Source organism: Ruegeria sp. D3 (assembly GCF_056534465.1).
The window spans coordinates 266684-283308 of sequence record NZ_JBQFPK010000002.1 but is presented as its reverse complement, the minus strand read 5'-3'; the positions used below and the strand labels follow the sequence as shown (position 1 = coordinate 283308).

The following is a 16625-nucleotide window of genomic DNA, read 5'->3' as shown; positions in this document are numbered from 1 at the left end:
TCCTTAAGAAACGACTGACATCTGAGTGGGAGATGGTGCGGTCGAGAAGACTCGAACTTCCACGGGTGTTACCCCACAGCGACCTCAACGCTGCGCGTCTACCAATTCCGCCACGACCGCACTGTATGTGACTTGGTAGAGGCGCGTATAGACGGTGCGGAACGGGATGTGAAGACTCAAAAACACGCCGGATTGAATTCCTTTTTTCTGCTCATATCTGTACCGGTGAATTCTTTGCTTACCGCCCTGAACAGGAGCCCTCCGACATGACCACACCAGACCCACGCCCCGTCATTCAGGTGGATATCGTATCAGATGTGGTCTGCCCCTGGTGCATCGTGGGATTTCGGCAATTGGACATCGCGTTACAGCAGGAAAACGTTCTGGCACGCCTCCGGTGGCACCCGTTCGAGTTAAACCCGAATATGCCACCCGAGGGCCAAAACCTGCGGGAGCACATAACCGAGAAATACGGCTCGACGGCGGAACAAAGCCAACAGGCCCGCGAGCGCTTGGTTCAAATCGGGGGCGAACTTGGCTTTACCTTTAACTTCAACGACGACAGCCGGATCGTTAACACATTCGCAGCCCACCAACTCTTGGATTGGGCTGAGTCACAGGGCAAACAACACCCGCTGAAACTAACGCTGTTCAAAACTTATTTCACGGATGGCCTGGATGTATCAGACACCGAGGTGCTGCTGAAAGCGGTGCAAGCTGCAGGGTTGGATCGTGACGCAGCACAGGCAGCGCTTGCATCTGGTGCGCATGTAGGGCCGGTACGCGAAAAGCAGCGGTTTTGGACCAGCCGTGGAATCTCGGGCGTGCCATCCATGGTCTTTGGGGGCAAATACTTGCTAACAGGCGCTCAGGGCTCCGAGACCTATTCCCAAGTACTACAGCGGTGCCTGACCGAGGCCGCCTGACCTCTTTTCAACGCTTCGTCTGCGGGGTATGAGGCCCTCATGGAATGGAAGATCACAGACGGTTTGACCGACTATGACGAGGCTTTGTCCTTTATGGAAAAGCGCGTTGCGGCTATCGCAGCCGGCGACGCGGATGAGTGTATCTGGCTTCTGGAACACCCGCCGCTTTACACGGCTGGCACCTCGGCCAAAGCAAGTGATCTGACCGATCCCGACCGGTTCCCTGTCTACGAGGCAAAGCGGGGCGGCGAATATACCTATCATGGCCCTGGCCAACGGGTTGCTTATGTGATGCTTGACCTGAACAAGCGCGGCAAGGACGTGCGGCGCTTTGTAAAGCAACTTGAGGAATGGGTTATCGCGTCCTTGGCCGAGTTTAATGTCACCGGTGAAATCCGCGACGGTCGTGTTGGTGTCTGGGTGCGTCGGGATGACAAACCGCTGACCCCGACTGGTCAACCTGCCGAAGATAAGGTTGCCGCCATTGGGTTGCGCCTGCGCAAATGGGTTAGCTTTCACGGTATTTCGATTAACGTCGAACCCAACCTCGAACACTTCTCAGGCATCGTTCCCTGCGGCATCAGTGAACACGGCGTCACCTCGCTGGTCGATCTAGGGCTGCCCGTTACAACAGCTGACGTGGACATTGCGCTGCAAAAAACCTTTGCTCGCGTGTTCGAGCCGATCGCGCCAATCCCATAGAGACCCGAATCGCGCAACACTCGGGAAGATCACGGACAATTCGTTTCGTGACAGCGTCACTGTTTCCAAAAGAGGTTTGATCTTTAGGGCGTAGCCCGGTGCAAAAGCTAAAATTTACCCAAAAACCACTCAAATGAATACACGAGACCGTTTCAAGAGTAAGATGTATTCACCGTTCTAGAGTGAGTGGTGTGTTAACCGGTCAGCACCGGAAGCCCCCAGTGCATCGGAAAAGTTCTTGTTAACGAGTCTGCCGTTCCGACCCCAAATCGGAACGGCAATTCTATTCCAGAGACGGTTTTGTTGTACGGTCAGACGCTTGCAGTTGCTCGGTCGATTTATTGACCCAATGCGGCTTTGATCTTTTCGGCATGCTGCGCGATCAGATCGAAATCCCCCATTTTTCCCGGCGCACGCAACGGCACGGCTTCGTGACGTGGCAGAACGTGGAAATGCAGGTGAAAGACTTCCTGCCCTCCGGCGGCTTCGTTGAACTGCTGTACGGTGACGCCATCAGCCTCAAATGCGTTCATCACAGCTTTCGATAGCTTTTGAACTGTTGCGATGACTGCCGCCAGCTGCTGAGGCGTCGCGTCCAGAAGATTGCGGCACGGAGTTTTCGGGATCACCAGCAAATGCCCGTCAGACCGAGGCATAATATCCATGAACGCCAAACTCTCGTCATCCTCGTACACACGTGTCGAAGGGATTTCCCCACGCAAGATCTTGGCGAAGATGTTGTCGGTATCGTAAGCGGTCATGTTTGTTCTCCAAGCGCGATATCGACACCAGTTCTGCTGTGCGCCCCAGCGCGGGTCAAGCGACGAATTGAAACCCAAGGCCGAGCCCTTGAAAATCCTGACGTGATACCCAGCTAACAGCTGATTTTGGTCGAAAATAAGCGAGTGGCCCCGCGACCCGCGACAATTATTCTTGATCCAGATCAAACTCGACCATTGAAGGCGCCCCATTCGCAATCTAAAACCAGCAGGAATCCCGCGCGTCGGAGACTTTCAGCTGCGCGGTAGAATTGTAACAGGAGGCACCTAATGGCAGACGCAGCCATTCATGGTCATGATCATGAAGACGAGCGCAGCTTTTTTCAGCGCTGGTTCATGTCGACCAACCACAAGGATATCGGGATTCTTTACCTGATCTTCTCGGCTTTGGCCGGTTTGATTTCGGTTTTGATGACTGTCTATATGCGGCTCGAGCTGATGCACCCCGGTGTGCAGTATATGTGCCTCGAAGGGTTCATGGCTGATCCGTGTACCCCGAATGGTCACCTGTGGAACGTGATGATCACCTACCATGGTGTTCTGATGATGTTCTTCGTAGTCATCCCGGCCCTGTTCGGCGGATTTGGCAACTATTTCATGCCGTTGCAGATCGGTGCGCCTGATATGGCGTTCCCGCGGATGAACAACCTGTCCTTCTGGCTGTACGTCGCTGGTACGTCGCTGGGTGTGGCTTCGCTGCTCAGCCCCGGTGGTAACGATCAGCTCGGTTCGGGTGTTGGCTGGGTTCTCTACCCGCCGCTGTCCACGACCGAGGGCGGCATGTCCATGGACCTTGCGATCTTTGCCGTACACGTATCGGGCGCCTCCTCGATCCTCGGCGCGATCAACATGATCACCACCTTCCTGAACATGCGTGCTCCGGGCATGACCCTGTTCAAGGTGCCGCTGTTCAGCTGGTCGATCTTCGTCACCTCGTGGCTGATTCTGTTGTCCCTGCCGGTTCTGGCAGGCGCGATCACCATGCTGCTGATGGACCGCAACTTTGGCTTCACCTTCTTTGATCCGGCCGGTGGCGGCGATCCGATCCTGTATCAGCACATTCTGTGGTTCTTCGGCCACCCGGAAGTGTATATCGTGATCCTGCCCGGTTTCGGCATCATCAGCCACGTGATTGCGACCTTCGCGCGCAAACCGATCTTTGGCTATCTGCCGATGGTCTGGGCGATTATCGCGATCGGTGTTCTGGGCTTTGTCGTGTGGGCGCACCACATGTACACCGTCGGCATGTCGCTGCGTCAGCAGGCATACTTCATGTTGGCCACGATGGTCATCGCGGTTCCGACTGGGGTTAAGGTCTTCTCGTGGATTGCGACCATGTGGGGCGGTTCCATCGAGTTCAAGACACCGATGCTGTTCGCGTTTGGCTTCCTGTTCCTGTTCACCGTCGGCGGTGTGACCGGTGTGGTTCTGTCGCAGGCCGGTATCGACCGCGCCTATCACGACACCTACTACGTGGTTGCTCACTTCCACTACGTGATGTCGCTGGGGGCCGTGTTCGCGATCTTTGCAGGCGTGTACTTCTACTTCAGCAAGATGACCGGTCGTCAGTATTCCGAGTTTTGGGGCAAGATCCACTTCTGGATGTTCTTCATCGGCGCTAACCTGACGTTCTTCCCGCAGCACTTCCTGGGTCGTCAGGGCATGCCGCGTCGCTATATCGACTATCCCGAGGCATTCGCCCAGTGGAACTTTGTATCGTCGATTGGTGCGTTCATTTCGTTCGCCTCGTTCCTGCTGTTCTTCGGCATCGTGTTCTACGCCCTGTTCCGTGGCGCTAAGGAAACGCGGAACAACCCGTGGAACGAATATGCGGATACGCTGGAATGGACCCTGCCCACCCCGCCGCCCGAACACACGTTCGAGCAGCTGCCGAAGCAGGAAGACTGGGACAAGGGCCACGCCCACTGATCCCAAAAGATCTAAAGAAAGCCCCGCCAAATTGGCGGGGCTTTTCATTTTGCATTCCCTTGTTTTCAGAATATTCGCCAGAACCTGCACGACAGGCTATTCTAGGGGCAACTCCTTATCCAACAGGTCCGGAGGAATCCAATGTCCAAGATTGATTTCTGGTTTTCGATAGGCAGTACATATAGCTTTCTAACCATCATGCGGATGGATGACTGGTGCGTTGAAAACAACACAACAGTCAATTGGCGTCCATTCAATGTACGCGCCATTATGTCCGAACAGAAGAACATCCCCTTCGCCGGGAAACCTGCAAAATCCGCCTATATGTGGCGCGATATCGAGCGTCGTGCAGCCAAGTATCGTTTGCATGCCAACCTGCCCGCGCCCTATCCCGTGTCCGATCTGGCGCTGGCCAATCAGGTTACATTGCTGGGAATGCGTGATGGTTGGGGTAAGTCCTTTGCACAGAACATCTACCGTATCTGGTTCGAGGACGGAATCGAAGCTGGCAGCGAAGCCGCAATGACCGAAGCCCTGCACAGATGCCAGCAGGATCCTCGCATCGTTCTGGCCCGTGCGCGCAGTCCGGACATCGTGTCCGCGCTAGAGGTTGAAACGGATCAGGCCCTTCGGCTCGGCATTTTCGGTGCCCCAAGCCTCGTTGTCCGCGGTGAGGTTTTCTGGGGTGATGATCGCCTGGACGACGCTTTGTCATGGGCCCGCGTCGGGCACGTGACCTGAGCATTTTCCGTCGACACCAAAAGCTGCCGCGCTATTTTCGATCTATGCCTTACCAGTGGAATCAAACCTCAAATACCGAACAAGAGCTGCGACTTTGGCCGCATAACTCTCTGCCGCCTCGCTGGGCGATCCGAGTCGTGTTTTCGCTTTTTATATTCGGACTGCTTCCGCTGATGGCTGTGCTTGGCTCAGCGGTGCTGTGGGGCTTGTTGCCGTTCCTATTGGTGACGGTTTTGGGGCTTTGGCTGGCTATTCAGGCGAACTACAGATCTCGCAGTGTGTTCGAAGTGTTCACTCTGACGGGAACTCAGGCGCGTCTTGTGCACCATAACCCCCGCACCGGCCAGCAGGAATGGGTTTGCAACCGTTATTGGGCTCGGCCAGAGATGCACAAACACGGCGGCCCGGTTCCGAACTACGTAACCCTGACAGGCGACGGTAGAGAAGTGGAAATCGGCGCGTTTCTCTCAGAAGAAGAGCGCATAGCGTTGTACGGTGATCTGACGCAAAAACTGCGCGAACCTGTCGCGCAGTAATTGTTGCTCTTTGCCAGAAAAAGATCAGCAGCCGTTGCTTGATGCCGCACAAAGATGGTCTTTGACCATCGGTCCGACCTTTCCGAAATCCATCTGGCCGGTGTAACGCGTCTTGAGCTCGCCCATCACCTTGCCCATGTCCCGGATCGAGCCAGCACCTGTGGTCGTAATGGCCGTCTGAATCGCCTGAGAGACCTCATCATCATCCAACTGCTTGGGCAGGAATTCTTCGATGACTTCAACCTCACGCAGTTCACGTTCAGCTAGGTCCAGCCGTCCACCCTCTTCATAGGCACGGGCGCTTTCCTTGCGCTGCTTGGTCATTTTTCCAAGGATTTCAAGAACCTCGGCATCACCGCAGCCCTTGACTTCTTCGTTGTCCGAGGCGCGCGATGCGATATCGCGGTCCTTGATTGCAGCATTGATCAGCCGCAGCGTCGACAGACGCTCGGCCTCCTTGTCTTTCATTGCTTGCTTCAGGGCAGAGTTCACCCGTGATCGCATATCCATATGATCTGTCCATCCCCATGGAAAAGGAACCCCGACCATATCGAAACAAAAAGCGTGATACAACAGGGGGTGAATATCGCTAAGTTATTGATTTTTATATATAGCCCAAAATTTGAACAGGCTTGACCCAAGCGCTTAACCCTCTTAGGTATGCGCCGGTTTACCTTGCAGGAGAGTCGCGCCATGGCCCAGAACGCCCCGTCCAAGCCCACCGCATGTCTGGCTTTGGCCGACGGAACACTGTTCTACGGGATGGGTTTCGGTGCCACAGGTCAAACCGTGGCTGAACTGTGCTTTAACACCGCCATGACCGGGTATCAGGAGATCATGACCGACCCATCTTACGCAGGTCAGGTCGTAACCTTCACCTTCCCGCATATCGGCAATGTTGGCGTGAACCCCGAGGATGACGAAACCGGCGATCCTGTCGCCGCTGGCATGGTGGTAAAATGGGATCCGACCGAACCATCGAACTGGCGTTCGGCGGAAGAGTTGAAGACATGGTTGGCGCGCCGTGGACGCATCGCAATCGGTGGCGTAGATACCCGCCGCCTGACCCGCGCAATCCGGCAGCAAGGCGCCCCTCATGTTGCGTTGGCGCATGATCCCAACGGTAATTTCGATATTGAAGCACTAGTCTCTGCCGCCCGTGGCTTTGCCGGGCTGGAAGGCATGGACCTGGCCAAAGATGTCACCTGCGCCCAAAGCTATCGTTGGGACGAAATGCGTTGGGCTTGGCCCGATGGCTACACACGGCAAGAAGCGCCTGCCCATAAGGTCGTGGCGCTGGATTTTGGCGCCAAGCGCAATATCCTGCGGTGTCTGGCCTCGGCCGGTTGTGACGTGACCGTTTTGCCTGCCACAGCCACTGCTGCCGAAGTACTGGCCCACAATCCTGACGGTGTGTTCCTGTCCAACGGCCCAGGCGACCCGGCGGCGACGGGCGAATATGCTGTACCAATGATCAAAGAGGTTCTGGACACCACAGATCTGCCTGTTTTCGGCATTTGCCTGGGTCACCAGATGCTGGCCCTCGCACTGGGCGGTGAAACGGTCAAAATGAACCACGGCCACCACGGCGCAAACCACCCCGTCAAGGATTTGGAAACCGGCAAGGTCGAGATTACCTCGATGAACCACGGCTTTGCTGTCGACGCGCAAACACTGCCTGAGGGCGTGGTTGAAACGCATCGTTCGCTGTTCGACGGTTCCAACTGCGGTATCCGCATGACCAACCGGCCCGTTTATTCGGTACAATACCACCCCGAGGCCTCGCCCGGACCGCAAGACAGCTTTTACCTGTTCGAGCGCTTCGCCACGGCAATGGCTGACAAAAAAGCGCAAGCATAAGATTGCATTGAACAAGGTTAACCGGTTGTTAACCTTAATAGATGAACCCTGACAGCGGTCAAACGTGTCAGGGTTTTTTCATGGTCGCACTGAACCGGCAGCATTTTGCGCGGGCAAGACCGATACCACCAAAGGTCAGGAAACCCTTGGGCGCCTGCCTGTTGGATCGTGGGTTGATTACCCACAATCAGTTGGAAAAAGCGTTGCACCTTCAGACCCGGCAGAACGCTCCACTGGGCGAAATACTGGTTGGCGAAGGTTGGGTGGACAGGCAGGATGTCCTACATGCACTGGCGGAACAGTCCGGGCTGCAAATCGCGGATTTGGATCTTTTTCCCGCGGAAAGTGACGCGTGCCGCCTGAAACCCGTGGATTTCTGGCTACAGAACAATGTCGTCCCATGGAAACACGTTGGTCCGATCCTTTTGATAGCGACATCTCGGCCCGACCATTTTGATACGGTACGCGCCGCGTTCAAAAACACAGATTACACCGTAATACCTGTCCTAGCGCCGGCCGAACACATCGACCGGGAAATCGCTCGTGTACATTCATGCCACCTTGCACAAGCCGCGGAGGTTCGTGTCCCCGCTGAACAAAGCTGCCGTTCATGGACGTTAAACGCGCGGATGAAGCCTGTTGTCGGCGTGATCACCATTGCGTTCCTGTTCACAGTCTTCCCCGCCAGTGGATTAGCCCTTCTAGTCACCTTAGCGACGCTCTCGCTAATCTTGTTCATGGTGCTTCGCGTCGCGGGATTGATAGCCTTTCTAACGAAACCTCAAAACGACCACGACATTGACGACAAACATACGACAGTTGGCAAACGGCCTTGTGTATCGATCCTAGTCCCTCTGTACAAGGAGCGCGAAATCGCGAACGCTCTGATCAGACGGTTGCATCGTCTGACCTATCCCAAAGCGCTGCTGGACGTCATTCTTGTGCTAGAGGAATCCGACGAGGTCACGCGTACTGCGCTTTCCAGTGTCGACCTGCCCAGTTGGATCCGGATAGTTGAAGTCCCCGCGTTGAACGGGCTGACGACAAAGCCTCGCGCCATGAACTACGCGCTGGATTTTTGCAGAGGTGATATCTTGGGGGTTTGGGACGCCGAAGATGCACCGCAGCCCGATCAACTTGAACGCGTCGTTTCCACATTCGCGCGCATGGACGAGGACGTAGTCTGCCTTCAGGGCGTCCTGGATTATTACAATCCCAGAACAAACTGGCGCTCGCGCTGTTTTACGATCGAATACAGCAGCTGGTTCCGCGTCATATTGCAAGGAATTGCCCGCATGGGTCTGGTCGTTCCGTTGGGGGGCACAACCTTTTTCTTTCGACGCGACAAGCTGGTCGAACTGGGTGGGTGGGACGCGCATAACGTCACCGAGGATGCCGACCTTGGGGTAAGGCTCAGCCGCGCTGGATACCGGACCGAGATGGTCGACACCACCACGTTTGAAGAAGCGAATTTCCGCGCCTGGCCCTGGGTCAAGCAAAGGTCGCGTTGGCTCAAGGGGTTCATGGTCACTTATCTTGTGCACATGCGCGCGCCGTTGCGCCTGCTTAATGATCTGGGGTTAAAACGGTTTCTGGGCGTGCAGGCGTTCTTTCTGGGTACAGTCGGACAGTTTCTACTGGCCCCGGTCCTGTGGTTGTTCTGGCTGACAACCCTGGGTCAGCCCGGCCCGCTGGATCAGATCCTGTCAAACAATGTCATTTTCGATCTTATTTGTCTTTTCGTCGCCGCCGAGATCACCAATCTGCTCGTCGGAATTCTGGCTGTAGCAGCCAAGGAAAGACGTTTTCTACTGCCCTGGGTTCCAACCATGCCCCTGTATTTTCCGCTGGGCGTTCTGGCGGCCTACAAAGCCCTGTGGGAGTTGGTCAACAATCCTTTCTTCTGGGACAAAACACAGCACGGACAGGCAGGAGAAGACGTGAAACTGCCCTGACGCTTAGGCTTCGCGCCGAACGGCATCCTGTTTCAGACGAGTCATGAAGGCGACCGAGATATGTTCCTTCAACGCGCGTGCGGCGGCCTCTTCGTCGCGTGCAGCGATAGCCTCGACGATTGCCTTGTGTTCACTTTGGGCAATCTCTCCACGCCCGCGAACAGCCAGCGAGGTCGTTGCCATCAACGCCATAGTGCGATGCACCAGGTCCAACTGCTGCACCAGATAGCGGTTATGCGAGGCCAAATGGATTTGCTCATGAAACCGACGGTTGGCGCGCGACAGCGCGGTGGGGTCATCGACCAGCGCATCATCGGCGGCGACCATATCCTGTAGCACCCGGATTTCCTCTTCGGTCGCATGCTTGGCGGCCAGGCTTGCGGCCAGCCCTTCCAACTCGCGTCGCACCACATAAAGTTCAGCCATCTGGTTATGGTCCAGCGAAGCTACGATCAGCGAACGCCCGTCCCGTTCCAATAGCGATTGCGTCTCTAGCCGCTGCAATGCCTCACGGATGGGGGTGCGCGACACGCCAAACCGTTCGGCAAGCTCGCTTTCGACCAGCCGGTCGCCAGGCTTGTAAACGCCCACATCAATCGCTTCGAGTATCAGGCTATAAGCGTCTTTGGACGGCTGTCTGGATTGGGGCATCGGGTGGTTCATCTCCTGGTTCGAACATGTCTATCCGCCTCCGGCCCTTCGGATCAAGTGCGGCATTGAAAACCAACTCGCCACGCCCTAAACCCAACCCCATGGTCAAACCTGCCTTTTCCCACGTCACCCAATGGGTGTTCGATCTGGACAATACGCTTTACCCGCCTCACATGCGCCTGTTCGATCAGATCGAGGTGCTGATGACCGACTACGTGGTGCAGGCCATCGGGGTCGACCGGGCTGAGGCGGATCGGCTGCGGTCGCACTACTGGCGCGCATATGGCACCACGCTGGCCGGGTTGATGGCCGAGCATGATCTGGACCCCGACCCTTATCTGCACGCGGTTCATCAAGTTGACCTAAGCCATATGGACCCCGACGCCGAGCTGGCTGATCACATTCGGTCCCTGCCCGGCCGCCGGATCGTCTATACCAACGGTAGCGCACCTTACGCCGAGCGCGTTTTGGCCGCGCGTGGCCTCAGCGGATTGTTCGATGCGATCTACGGAGTCGAACATGCGGGCTATCGCCCCAAACCCGAACAGGTCGCGTTCGAGGCGATTTTTGCCCAAGACGGAATCGACGCCAAGCAAGCCGCCATGTTCGAAGATGACCCACGCAATCTGGCCGCGCCGCACGCGATGGGAATGCGCACTGTCCACGTCGCGCCCGAGCCGCACAGGGCCGATCACATCCACCACCACACCGACGACCTGACGTCATTTCTGGCCCGCCTGCGATAGGCTGTCACACTGCGACCATCTGTGTATTTCGCGGGTGCAGCATCGCCCCTATATGCGCCTCAGCGACGAACAGAATCGGAGAAACCCATGAGCGCGATCGAGGCCCCTCGGCGCCTGCCGATCTGGCAGCGCCTGTTGTTTGCAATTCCACTGTTTGGCTGGATGGCCAAGGACGTCGCCCAGAGCGACGGCGACGATTGGGGTTATACAGCCCTGGCGATCTTCAGCATGTGGGGGTGTTCCATCTTGCTATTCGGCCTGCCGGGTCTCTACATCCCTGCCGTGATGATGGTTCCGGTGATGTTCCTGATCCTCATCCTGATTTCACGCGGGTGACATACGGGACAGGATGTCACTTGGCACCCCGCGTGGAACCGCACTAGGTTCTGCCCAAACGGAGGCCAAGCCCATGACAGATAGCTGTGACATCTTGATTTCCGGCGGCGGAATCGCCGGGTTGACCGCCGCGGCGGCATTCGGAACAGCCGGGTTCGACGTCATCTGCGTCGACCCCACCCCTCCGGTGATGGAACGCGACGTGGACGGGTCCGACATGCGGACCACGGCCTTTCTGCAACCGGCGCACGGGCTTTTGGATCAATGTGGGCTTTGGGCGCGGCTGGACGACCATGCAGCCCCGCTGCAGATCATGCGCATCGTGGACGCGGGCGGCGATGTGCCCGAACCCCGCGTCGTGCGTGATTTCAACGCCGCTGATATTTCGGACCAGCCGTTTGGCTGGAACCTGCCCAACTGGTTGCTGCGGCGCGAGATGGTGGCGCGTCTGTCCGATCTGCCCAACGTGGATTTCCGCCCCGGCACCGGCACGGTCAGCCTGTTCACTCGCACCAATGAGGCGCGCGTGGGCCTCAGCGACGGCAGCCGTGTCCGCTGCAAGCTGGTCGTGGCCGCGGACGGGCGCAGCTCCCCCATGCGCGAGGCGGCGGGGATCGGTGTCCAAACCACCCGCTATGGCCAAAAGGCGCTGGCCTTTGCCGTCACGCATCCAGTCCCGCACGAAAATGTCTCGACCGAGATCCACCGCTCGGGCGGGCCGTTCACGCTAGTCCCACTGCCCGACTGGCAGGATCAGCCTTCCTCAGCGATTGTGTGGATGGAGCGTGGGCCGCGCGCAGTTGAATTGCTGCACACTGAACCCGACGCGTTCGAGGCGCTGATGACCGAACGCTCGTGTGGATTGTTCGGGCCGCTGAAACTGGCTTCGCGCCGGACGATCTGGCCGATCATAAGCCAATCGGCCGAGCGTCTGTCCGGCGAACGCATCGCCCTGATGGCCGAGGCCGCCCATGTGGTGCCGCCCATCGGCGCGCAAGGATTGAACATGTCACTGGGTGATCTGCGCAGCCTGCTGGATCTCGCGACAGCCCGCCCCGAGGGGCTGGGCGACGCGCAGATGCTGGACGCCTATCACAAGTCCCGCCACGCCGAGATAGAGATGCGTGTTAAAGGCATCGATCTACTTAACCGCGCTTCGATGATCGAGGCACGGCCGCTGCGTGATGCGCGGGCCATGGGACTGAATGCGCTTTATTCCCTGCCGCCGGTGCGCAAGACGCTTATGCAGATGGGCCTGGGTGTGCGCTGATCAGCACTTAGATCACCTGATCCAGCACCCGCTTCAAACGCGCGATTGTGCCATCCACATCATAGAGCTTGTCCAGCCCGAACAAGCCCAGACGGAAAGTACTGAACCCCTCGGGCTCATCACACTGTAGGGGCACGCCCGCCGCAATCTGCATCCCCAAAGCCGCAAATTTCTTGCCGTTCTGCACTTCGGCATCGTCAGTGTAGCTGACAACAACGCCCGGCGCTCCGAACCCATCAGCCGCGACCGAGACAATGCCCTTGTCCTTCAGCATCGCCCGAACACCATTTCCTAGTGCCCATTGAGCCTCGCGCAGTTTTTCAAACCCATAGTCGCGGGTCTCGACCATCGTGTCGCGGAATTCCTTCAGCGCATCGGTGGGCATGGTGGCGTGATAGGCGTGCCCGCCCGCCTCGTACGCTTGCATGATCTGCCGCCATTTCTTGAGGTCCACGGCAAAACTGTCAGAACTTGTTTCCTCCAGTCGCGCCTCGGCGCGCTCTGACAGCATAACCAGACCGGCACAGGGCGACGCGCTCCATCCTTTTTGCGGAGCCGAGATCAATACATCCACGCCCGTCGCTTTCATATCGACCCAAGCACACCCAGAAGCGATGCAATCAAGCACCATCAAAGCACCGACCTCATGCGCCGCCTCAGCCATGGCCGTCACATAATCGTCCGGCAGAATAACCCCCGCCGAGGTTTCCACATGCGGGGCAAAAACCACATCCGGGCGTTGATCACGAATGGTCGCCACAACCTCGTCTATCGGTGCAGGTGCGAAAGGGGATGGGCTGGAATTCCCGGTTTGCCGCGCCTTGAGCACGGTGGCCGAGGCCGTCAACCCTCCGGCCTCGATGATCTGGCTCCAGCGATACGAGAACCAGCCGTTACGTACGACAACCACATTGGCGTTGCGGGCAAACTGCCGCGCGACAGCCTCCATCCCATAGGTGCCGCCGCCGGGTATGACAGCCACACCATCTGCATTGTAGACGTTCCTCAGCATGTCAGAAATATCCAGCATGACCCGTTGAAACTTAGCCGACATATGGTTCAGCGAACGATCGGTGAATACCACTGAAAACTCTTCAAACCCATCTGGGTCAACTGTGTCCAAAAGCGCTGCCATGAGTGTTCCTTTCAAATAAACCAGCTGACCAATCAGTTGGGCCAGTTCGGATCAGCGGCAATGTAACCTTCAAAATTGACCCAAGGGAACCCAGTAACTTCAACAAAAAATTTACTTTTTCGGGTGGCAATAGGTCAATAAATGACGCCAATTAGTGTCACCAGCTCTTTACACTCATACGTGTTTCTGACCAGATACATTCACTTTACGGAAGAAAGGTATTTCCTAACGTGACGGCGCCTAAGCGGATCAGTTTTCAAGTTGTTCGGGACGAGGTGAAGCGGAGGATAGAAACCCGCATCTGGCCGCAGGGAGCGTTGCTGCCCACCGAAACGCAGCTTGCCGAGGAATTCAACTGCGCGCGCGCGACCGTCAACCGCGCGTTGCGAGAACTGGCCGATCAAGGCTTTGTGGAACGCAAGCGCAAAAGCGGAACGCGGGTTAAGAAAGAACCCAGCAAACATGCCAAACTGGAGTTTTCACTGGCCCGCCAAACGGTCGAAAGACAAAACTCCACTTACAGGTATTCGCTGGTAGAACGAAACGTGGTCGATAGCCCGGGTTGGCTGGCATCGCAAATGAGCGTGGCTCACGATGCACGCGTTCTGCACGTGATCTGTATGCACTACGCCGACAACCGTCCCTTTCAGCTAGAGGAACGCTGGATCAATATCGCCGCGGTACCAGAGGTCGAGTTTGCAGACCTGAATGAGCATGGCCCGCATGAATGGCTGTTGAAGGCCGCCCCGTTTACCGAGGCCGAGGTCGCCTTTTGCGCCGTCTCGGCGGATGGTCGCCTTGCCGAATTCATGGGGACCACGACCGGGGCGTCAATGATACAGCTTGAGCGTACGACATGGCGAGATGGCCAACCGATGACTTTTGCGCGCATGACGCATCATCCCGGCTATTGCATCCGTACCAAATACTGATCAGCCAATTGGACCCGGCAACCTTTCTTCGCTGAGCAGAACGTTGGCCTCGACATCCCCGGCGCCCGGCAGTGTCATGATCCGGCGACGCAGCACGCGTTCGAAATCGGCAAGATCGCGCGCGACAACTCGAAGGCGATAGTCGTAAAGCCCCAGCACGTGCTCGACCGTTTGCACTTCGGGGATGGCGCTGACGGCACGTTCGAAATCTTCCAAGCTGATTTGCCCTTTCCGAGCCAGCTTTACCCCAAGAAAAACCGTAACCCCGAACCCAAGGGCTTCGGCGTTCAGGCGTAGCCGACGCCCCTTGATCACACCGGCCTGCTCCAGTCGTCTAATGCGGCGCCACGTCGCTGGTTGAGAAAGACCCAGCTTTCGCCCCAGGGCTCCGGCGCTCTGACCGGCATCCTGCACCAGTGCCCGTAGGATTTTGCGGTCAAGTTCGTCCAGTTCAATCATACCGGCAACACCAGATCACTTTTGACGCGCGCTATATGCATCAGCGCTTCGATATCCGCGATGTGCGGCAGCGTCAGAATCTGTTCCCGATAGACCTGCTGGTAATGCGACATGTCCCGTGCCAGAACCGAGAGCCGTACATCGACGCGCCCCAGAAAGGTCTGTATCTCGATGACCTCTGCCACACCTCGCGCTGCCGCAGTGAATTCATCAAAGGCGCGGGATTGCGTCTTGTCCAGAGTAACCCGCAAAGACACTTCAACTGCATATCCAAGCGCGGCCCAGTCGATCACGGCCTCTTGCCCTTGAATTATCCCGGCCTCGTGCATTTTTTCCAGACGTCGCCAGCAGAGGCTGGCGCTGATCCGGCTTCGCTCCGCCAATTCCGAAGTCGCCAGACTGGGGTCCGCCTGCAAGTGACGCAGAAGACGCCGGTCAATATCGTCGAGCATGATTTTTTCCATTATCTGACTGACTGCGAATAAATTCTCATCTGAGTGCGCGAATTTCAAGAAAAATGCCATCGCATTCCCCATCGCAAGCCAGTAGAACCATCCGCAATCGAAAACAGAAAGGACCGGCGACATGCGCGTCTATTACGATCGCGATTGCGACATCAACCTGATCAAAGACAAGAAAGTGGCAATCCTGGGCTATGGCTCGCAGGGCCACGCTCACGCGCTGAACCTGCGCGACTCGGGTGCGAAGAACCTTGTTGTGGCGCTGCGCGAAGGCTCGGCCTCGGCCAAGAAAGCCGAAGCTGAAGGTCTCACCGTTATGGGTATCGCCGAAGCCGCCGCCTGGTGTGACCTGATCATGTTCACCATGCCCGATGAACTGCAGGCCGAAACCTACAAGAAATACGTGCATGACAACATCAAGCCCGGCGCGGCCATCGCGTTCGCCCACGGCCTGAACGTCCACTTTGGCCTGATTGAGCCGAAAGAAGGCGTCGACGTCATCATGATGGCCCCCAAAGGCCCCGGCCACACCGTGCGCGGCGAATACGTCAAAGGCGGCGGCGTGCCCTGTCTGGTAGCTGTCGACAAAGACGAAACCGGCAAGGCGCTGGAAATCGGTCTGTCCTATTGCTCGGCCATCGGCGGCGGTCGTTCGGGCATCATCGAGACCAACTTCCGCGAAGAATGCGAAACCGACCTGTTCGGTGAGCAGGCCGTTCTGTGCGGTGGTCTGGTCGAACTAATCCGCTGCGGCTTTGAAACTCTGGTCGAAGCCGGTTACGCGCCTGAGATGGCCTATTTCGAGTGTCTGCACGAAGTGAAGCTGATCGTGGACCTGATCTATGAAGGCGGCATCGCGAACATGGATTACTCGATCTCGAACACGGCTGAGTACGGCCAGTACGTCACCGGCCCGCGTATCCTGAAATACGACGAGACCAAAGCGCGTATGAAAGAAGTTCTGAACGACATCCAACAGGGTAAATTCGTTCGCGACTTCATGCTGGAAAACGCCGTTGGCCAGCCGACCATCAAAGCGTCGCGCCGCGCCAATGACGAGCACATGATCGAGGAAACCGGTGCAAAACTTCGCGCCATGATGCCCTGGATCTCGGCCGGCAAAATGGTCGACAAAGAAAAGAACTGATCCCCACGGGATCACGCGAAAAGGCGGCCTTCGGGTCGCCTTTTTTGTCCCAATCGGAGG

General features: G+C 57.1%; 18 protein-coding genes and 1 tRNA gene. 12 read left to right on the top strand and 7 right to left on the bottom strand.

Features of this window, described 5'->3' with window-relative positions:
* Positions 1–33: 33 nt before the first annotated feature.
* Positions 34–120 (bottom strand) — tRNA-Leu (locus ACR0DX_RS03815).
* Between the two features lie 146 nt (positions 121–266).
* Here ACR0DX_RS03815 and ACR0DX_RS03810 point away from each other — a divergent pair.
* On the top strand, positions 267–926 hold the full coding sequence (locus tag ACR0DX_RS03810) for a DsbA family oxidoreductase (protein WP_170527363.1): 660 nt from the start codon (positions 267–269) through the stop codon (positions 924–926).
* 39 nt (positions 927–965) lie between these two features.
* The gene (gene lipB, locus ACR0DX_RS03805; protein ID WP_170352824.1) at positions 966–1628 is read left to right on the top strand and encodes a lipoyl(octanoyl) transferase LipB; all 663 of its coding nucleotides are present in this window, start codon (positions 966–968) and stop codon (positions 1626–1628) included.
* A 338-nt stretch (positions 1629–1966) separates the two neighbouring features.
* Here lipB and ACR0DX_RS03800 read toward each other — a convergent pair whose 3' ends face one another.
* Positions 1967–2389, bottom strand: coding sequence for an HIT family protein (locus tag ACR0DX_RS03800; protein WP_170352823.1), 423 nt, complete (start codon positions 2387–2389; stop codon positions 1967–1969).
* A gap of 288 nt (positions 2390–2677) precedes the next feature.
* On the opposite strand from ACR0DX_RS03800, the gene ctaD reads away from it, so the two are divergent.
* The 3 genes from ctaD to ACR0DX_RS03785 all read left to right on the top strand — a co-directional run bounded on the left by ctaD (position 2678) and on the right by ACR0DX_RS03785 (position 5613).
* Positions 2678–4336, top strand: a complete 1659-nt coding sequence (ctaD, locus tag ACR0DX_RS03795) for a cytochrome c oxidase subunit I (protein ID WP_170352822.1) — start codon at positions 2678–2680, stop codon at positions 4334–4336.
* Positions 4337–4477: 141 nt separating this feature from the next.
* Positions 4478–5077: a 2-hydroxychromene-2-carboxylate isomerase gene (locus tag ACR0DX_RS03790; RefSeq protein WP_170352821.1), complete on the top strand. Its 600-nt coding sequence runs from the start codon at positions 4478–4480 to the stop codon at positions 5075–5077.
* A gap of 44 nt (positions 5078–5121) precedes the next feature.
* A complete protein-coding gene (locus ACR0DX_RS03785; protein ID WP_170352820.1) occupies positions 5122–5613 on the top strand; it encodes a DUF2244 domain-containing protein in 492 nt (163 codons plus the stop codon).
* 24 nt (positions 5614–5637) lie between these two features.
* Here ACR0DX_RS03785 and ACR0DX_RS03780 read toward each other — a convergent pair whose 3' ends face one another.
* Complete coding sequence (locus ACR0DX_RS03780; protein ID WP_170352819.1) at positions 5638–6123, bottom strand: GatB/YqeY domain-containing protein; 486 nt, start codon at positions 6121–6123, stop codon at positions 5638–5640.
* Positions 6124–6306: 183 nt separating this feature from the next.
* On the opposite strand from ACR0DX_RS03780, the gene carA reads away from it, so the two are divergent.
* Both carA and ACR0DX_RS03770 read left to right on the top strand, forming a co-directional pair.
* Positions 6307–7473, top strand: coding sequence for a glutamine-hydrolyzing carbamoyl-phosphate synthase small subunit (gene carA / locus ACR0DX_RS03775; protein ID WP_480845213.1), 1167 nt, complete (start codon positions 6307–6309; stop codon positions 7471–7473).
* 80 nt (positions 7474–7553) lie between these two features.
* Complete coding sequence (locus ACR0DX_RS03770; protein WP_170352817.1) at positions 7554–9428, top strand: glycosyltransferase; 1875 nt, start codon at positions 7554–7556, stop codon at positions 9426–9428.
* Positions 9429–9431: 3 nt separating this feature from the next.
* Here ACR0DX_RS03770 and ACR0DX_RS03765 read toward each other — a convergent pair whose 3' ends face one another.
* Positions 9432–10079: a GntR family transcriptional regulator gene (locus ACR0DX_RS03765; protein WP_170352816.1), complete on the bottom strand. Its 648-nt coding sequence runs from the start codon at positions 10077–10079 to the stop codon at positions 9432–9434.
* Between the two features lie 101 nt (positions 10080–10180).
* Here ACR0DX_RS03765 and ACR0DX_RS03760 point away from each other — a divergent pair, with 101 nt between their 5' ends.
* From ACR0DX_RS03760 to ACR0DX_RS03750, 3 genes are all read left to right on the top strand, one after another.
* Positions 10181–10825: a pyrimidine 5'-nucleotidase gene (locus ACR0DX_RS03760; protein ID WP_170352815.1), complete on the top strand. Its 645-nt coding sequence runs from the start codon at positions 10181–10183 to the stop codon at positions 10823–10825.
* Between the two features lie 87 nt (positions 10826–10912).
* Positions 10913–11161 (top strand): hypothetical protein, encoded by a 249-nt coding sequence (locus ACR0DX_RS03755; protein ID WP_170352814.1) that lies wholly within the window; start codon positions 10913–10915, stop codon positions 11159–11161.
* Positions 11162–11234: 73 nt separating this feature from the next.
* Entirely contained in the window at positions 11235–12431 is a 1197-nt protein-coding gene (locus tag ACR0DX_RS03750; protein ID WP_170352813.1) for a UbiH/UbiF family hydroxylase, read from the top strand.
* A 7-nt stretch (positions 12432–12438) separates the two neighbouring features.
* Here ACR0DX_RS03750 and ACR0DX_RS03745 read toward each other — a convergent pair whose 3' ends face one another.
* A complete protein-coding gene (locus ACR0DX_RS03745; protein ID WP_170724190.1) occupies positions 12439–13566 on the bottom strand; it encodes an aminotransferase class V-fold PLP-dependent enzyme in 1128 nt (375 codons plus the stop codon).
* Positions 13567–13796: 230 nt separating this feature from the next.
* Between ACR0DX_RS03745 and ACR0DX_RS03740 the strand changes: the two genes are divergently transcribed.
* Complete coding sequence (locus ACR0DX_RS03740; RefSeq protein ID WP_170352811.1) at positions 13797–14498, top strand: GntR family transcriptional regulator; 702 nt, start codon at positions 13797–13799, stop codon at positions 14496–14498.
* Here the strand turns inward: ACR0DX_RS03740 and ACR0DX_RS03735 are convergent, their stop codons facing one another.
* Together ACR0DX_RS03735 and ACR0DX_RS03730 are read right to left on the bottom strand one after the other, a co-directional pair.
* The gene (locus tag ACR0DX_RS03735; RefSeq protein WP_170352810.1) at positions 14499–14957 is read right to left on the bottom strand and encodes an Lrp/AsnC family transcriptional regulator; all 459 of its coding nucleotides are present in this window, start codon (positions 14955–14957) and stop codon (positions 14499–14501) included. It abuts the gene before it with no gap.
* Complete coding sequence (locus ACR0DX_RS03730; RefSeq protein ID WP_170352809.1) at positions 14954–15409, bottom strand: Lrp/AsnC family transcriptional regulator; 456 nt, start codon at positions 15407–15409, stop codon at positions 14954–14956. Before ACR0DX_RS03730 ends, ACR0DX_RS03735 begins: the two co-directional genes overlap by 4 nt.
* 133 nt (positions 15410–15542) lie before the next feature.
* On the opposite strand from ACR0DX_RS03730, the gene ilvC reads away from it, so the two are divergent.
* Positions 15543–16565 (top strand): ketol-acid reductoisomerase, encoded by a 1023-nt coding sequence (gene ilvC, locus ACR0DX_RS03725; RefSeq protein ID WP_170352808.1) that lies wholly within the window; start codon positions 15543–15545, stop codon positions 16563–16565.
* The last annotated feature ends 60 nt before the right edge of the window (positions 16566–16625 follow it).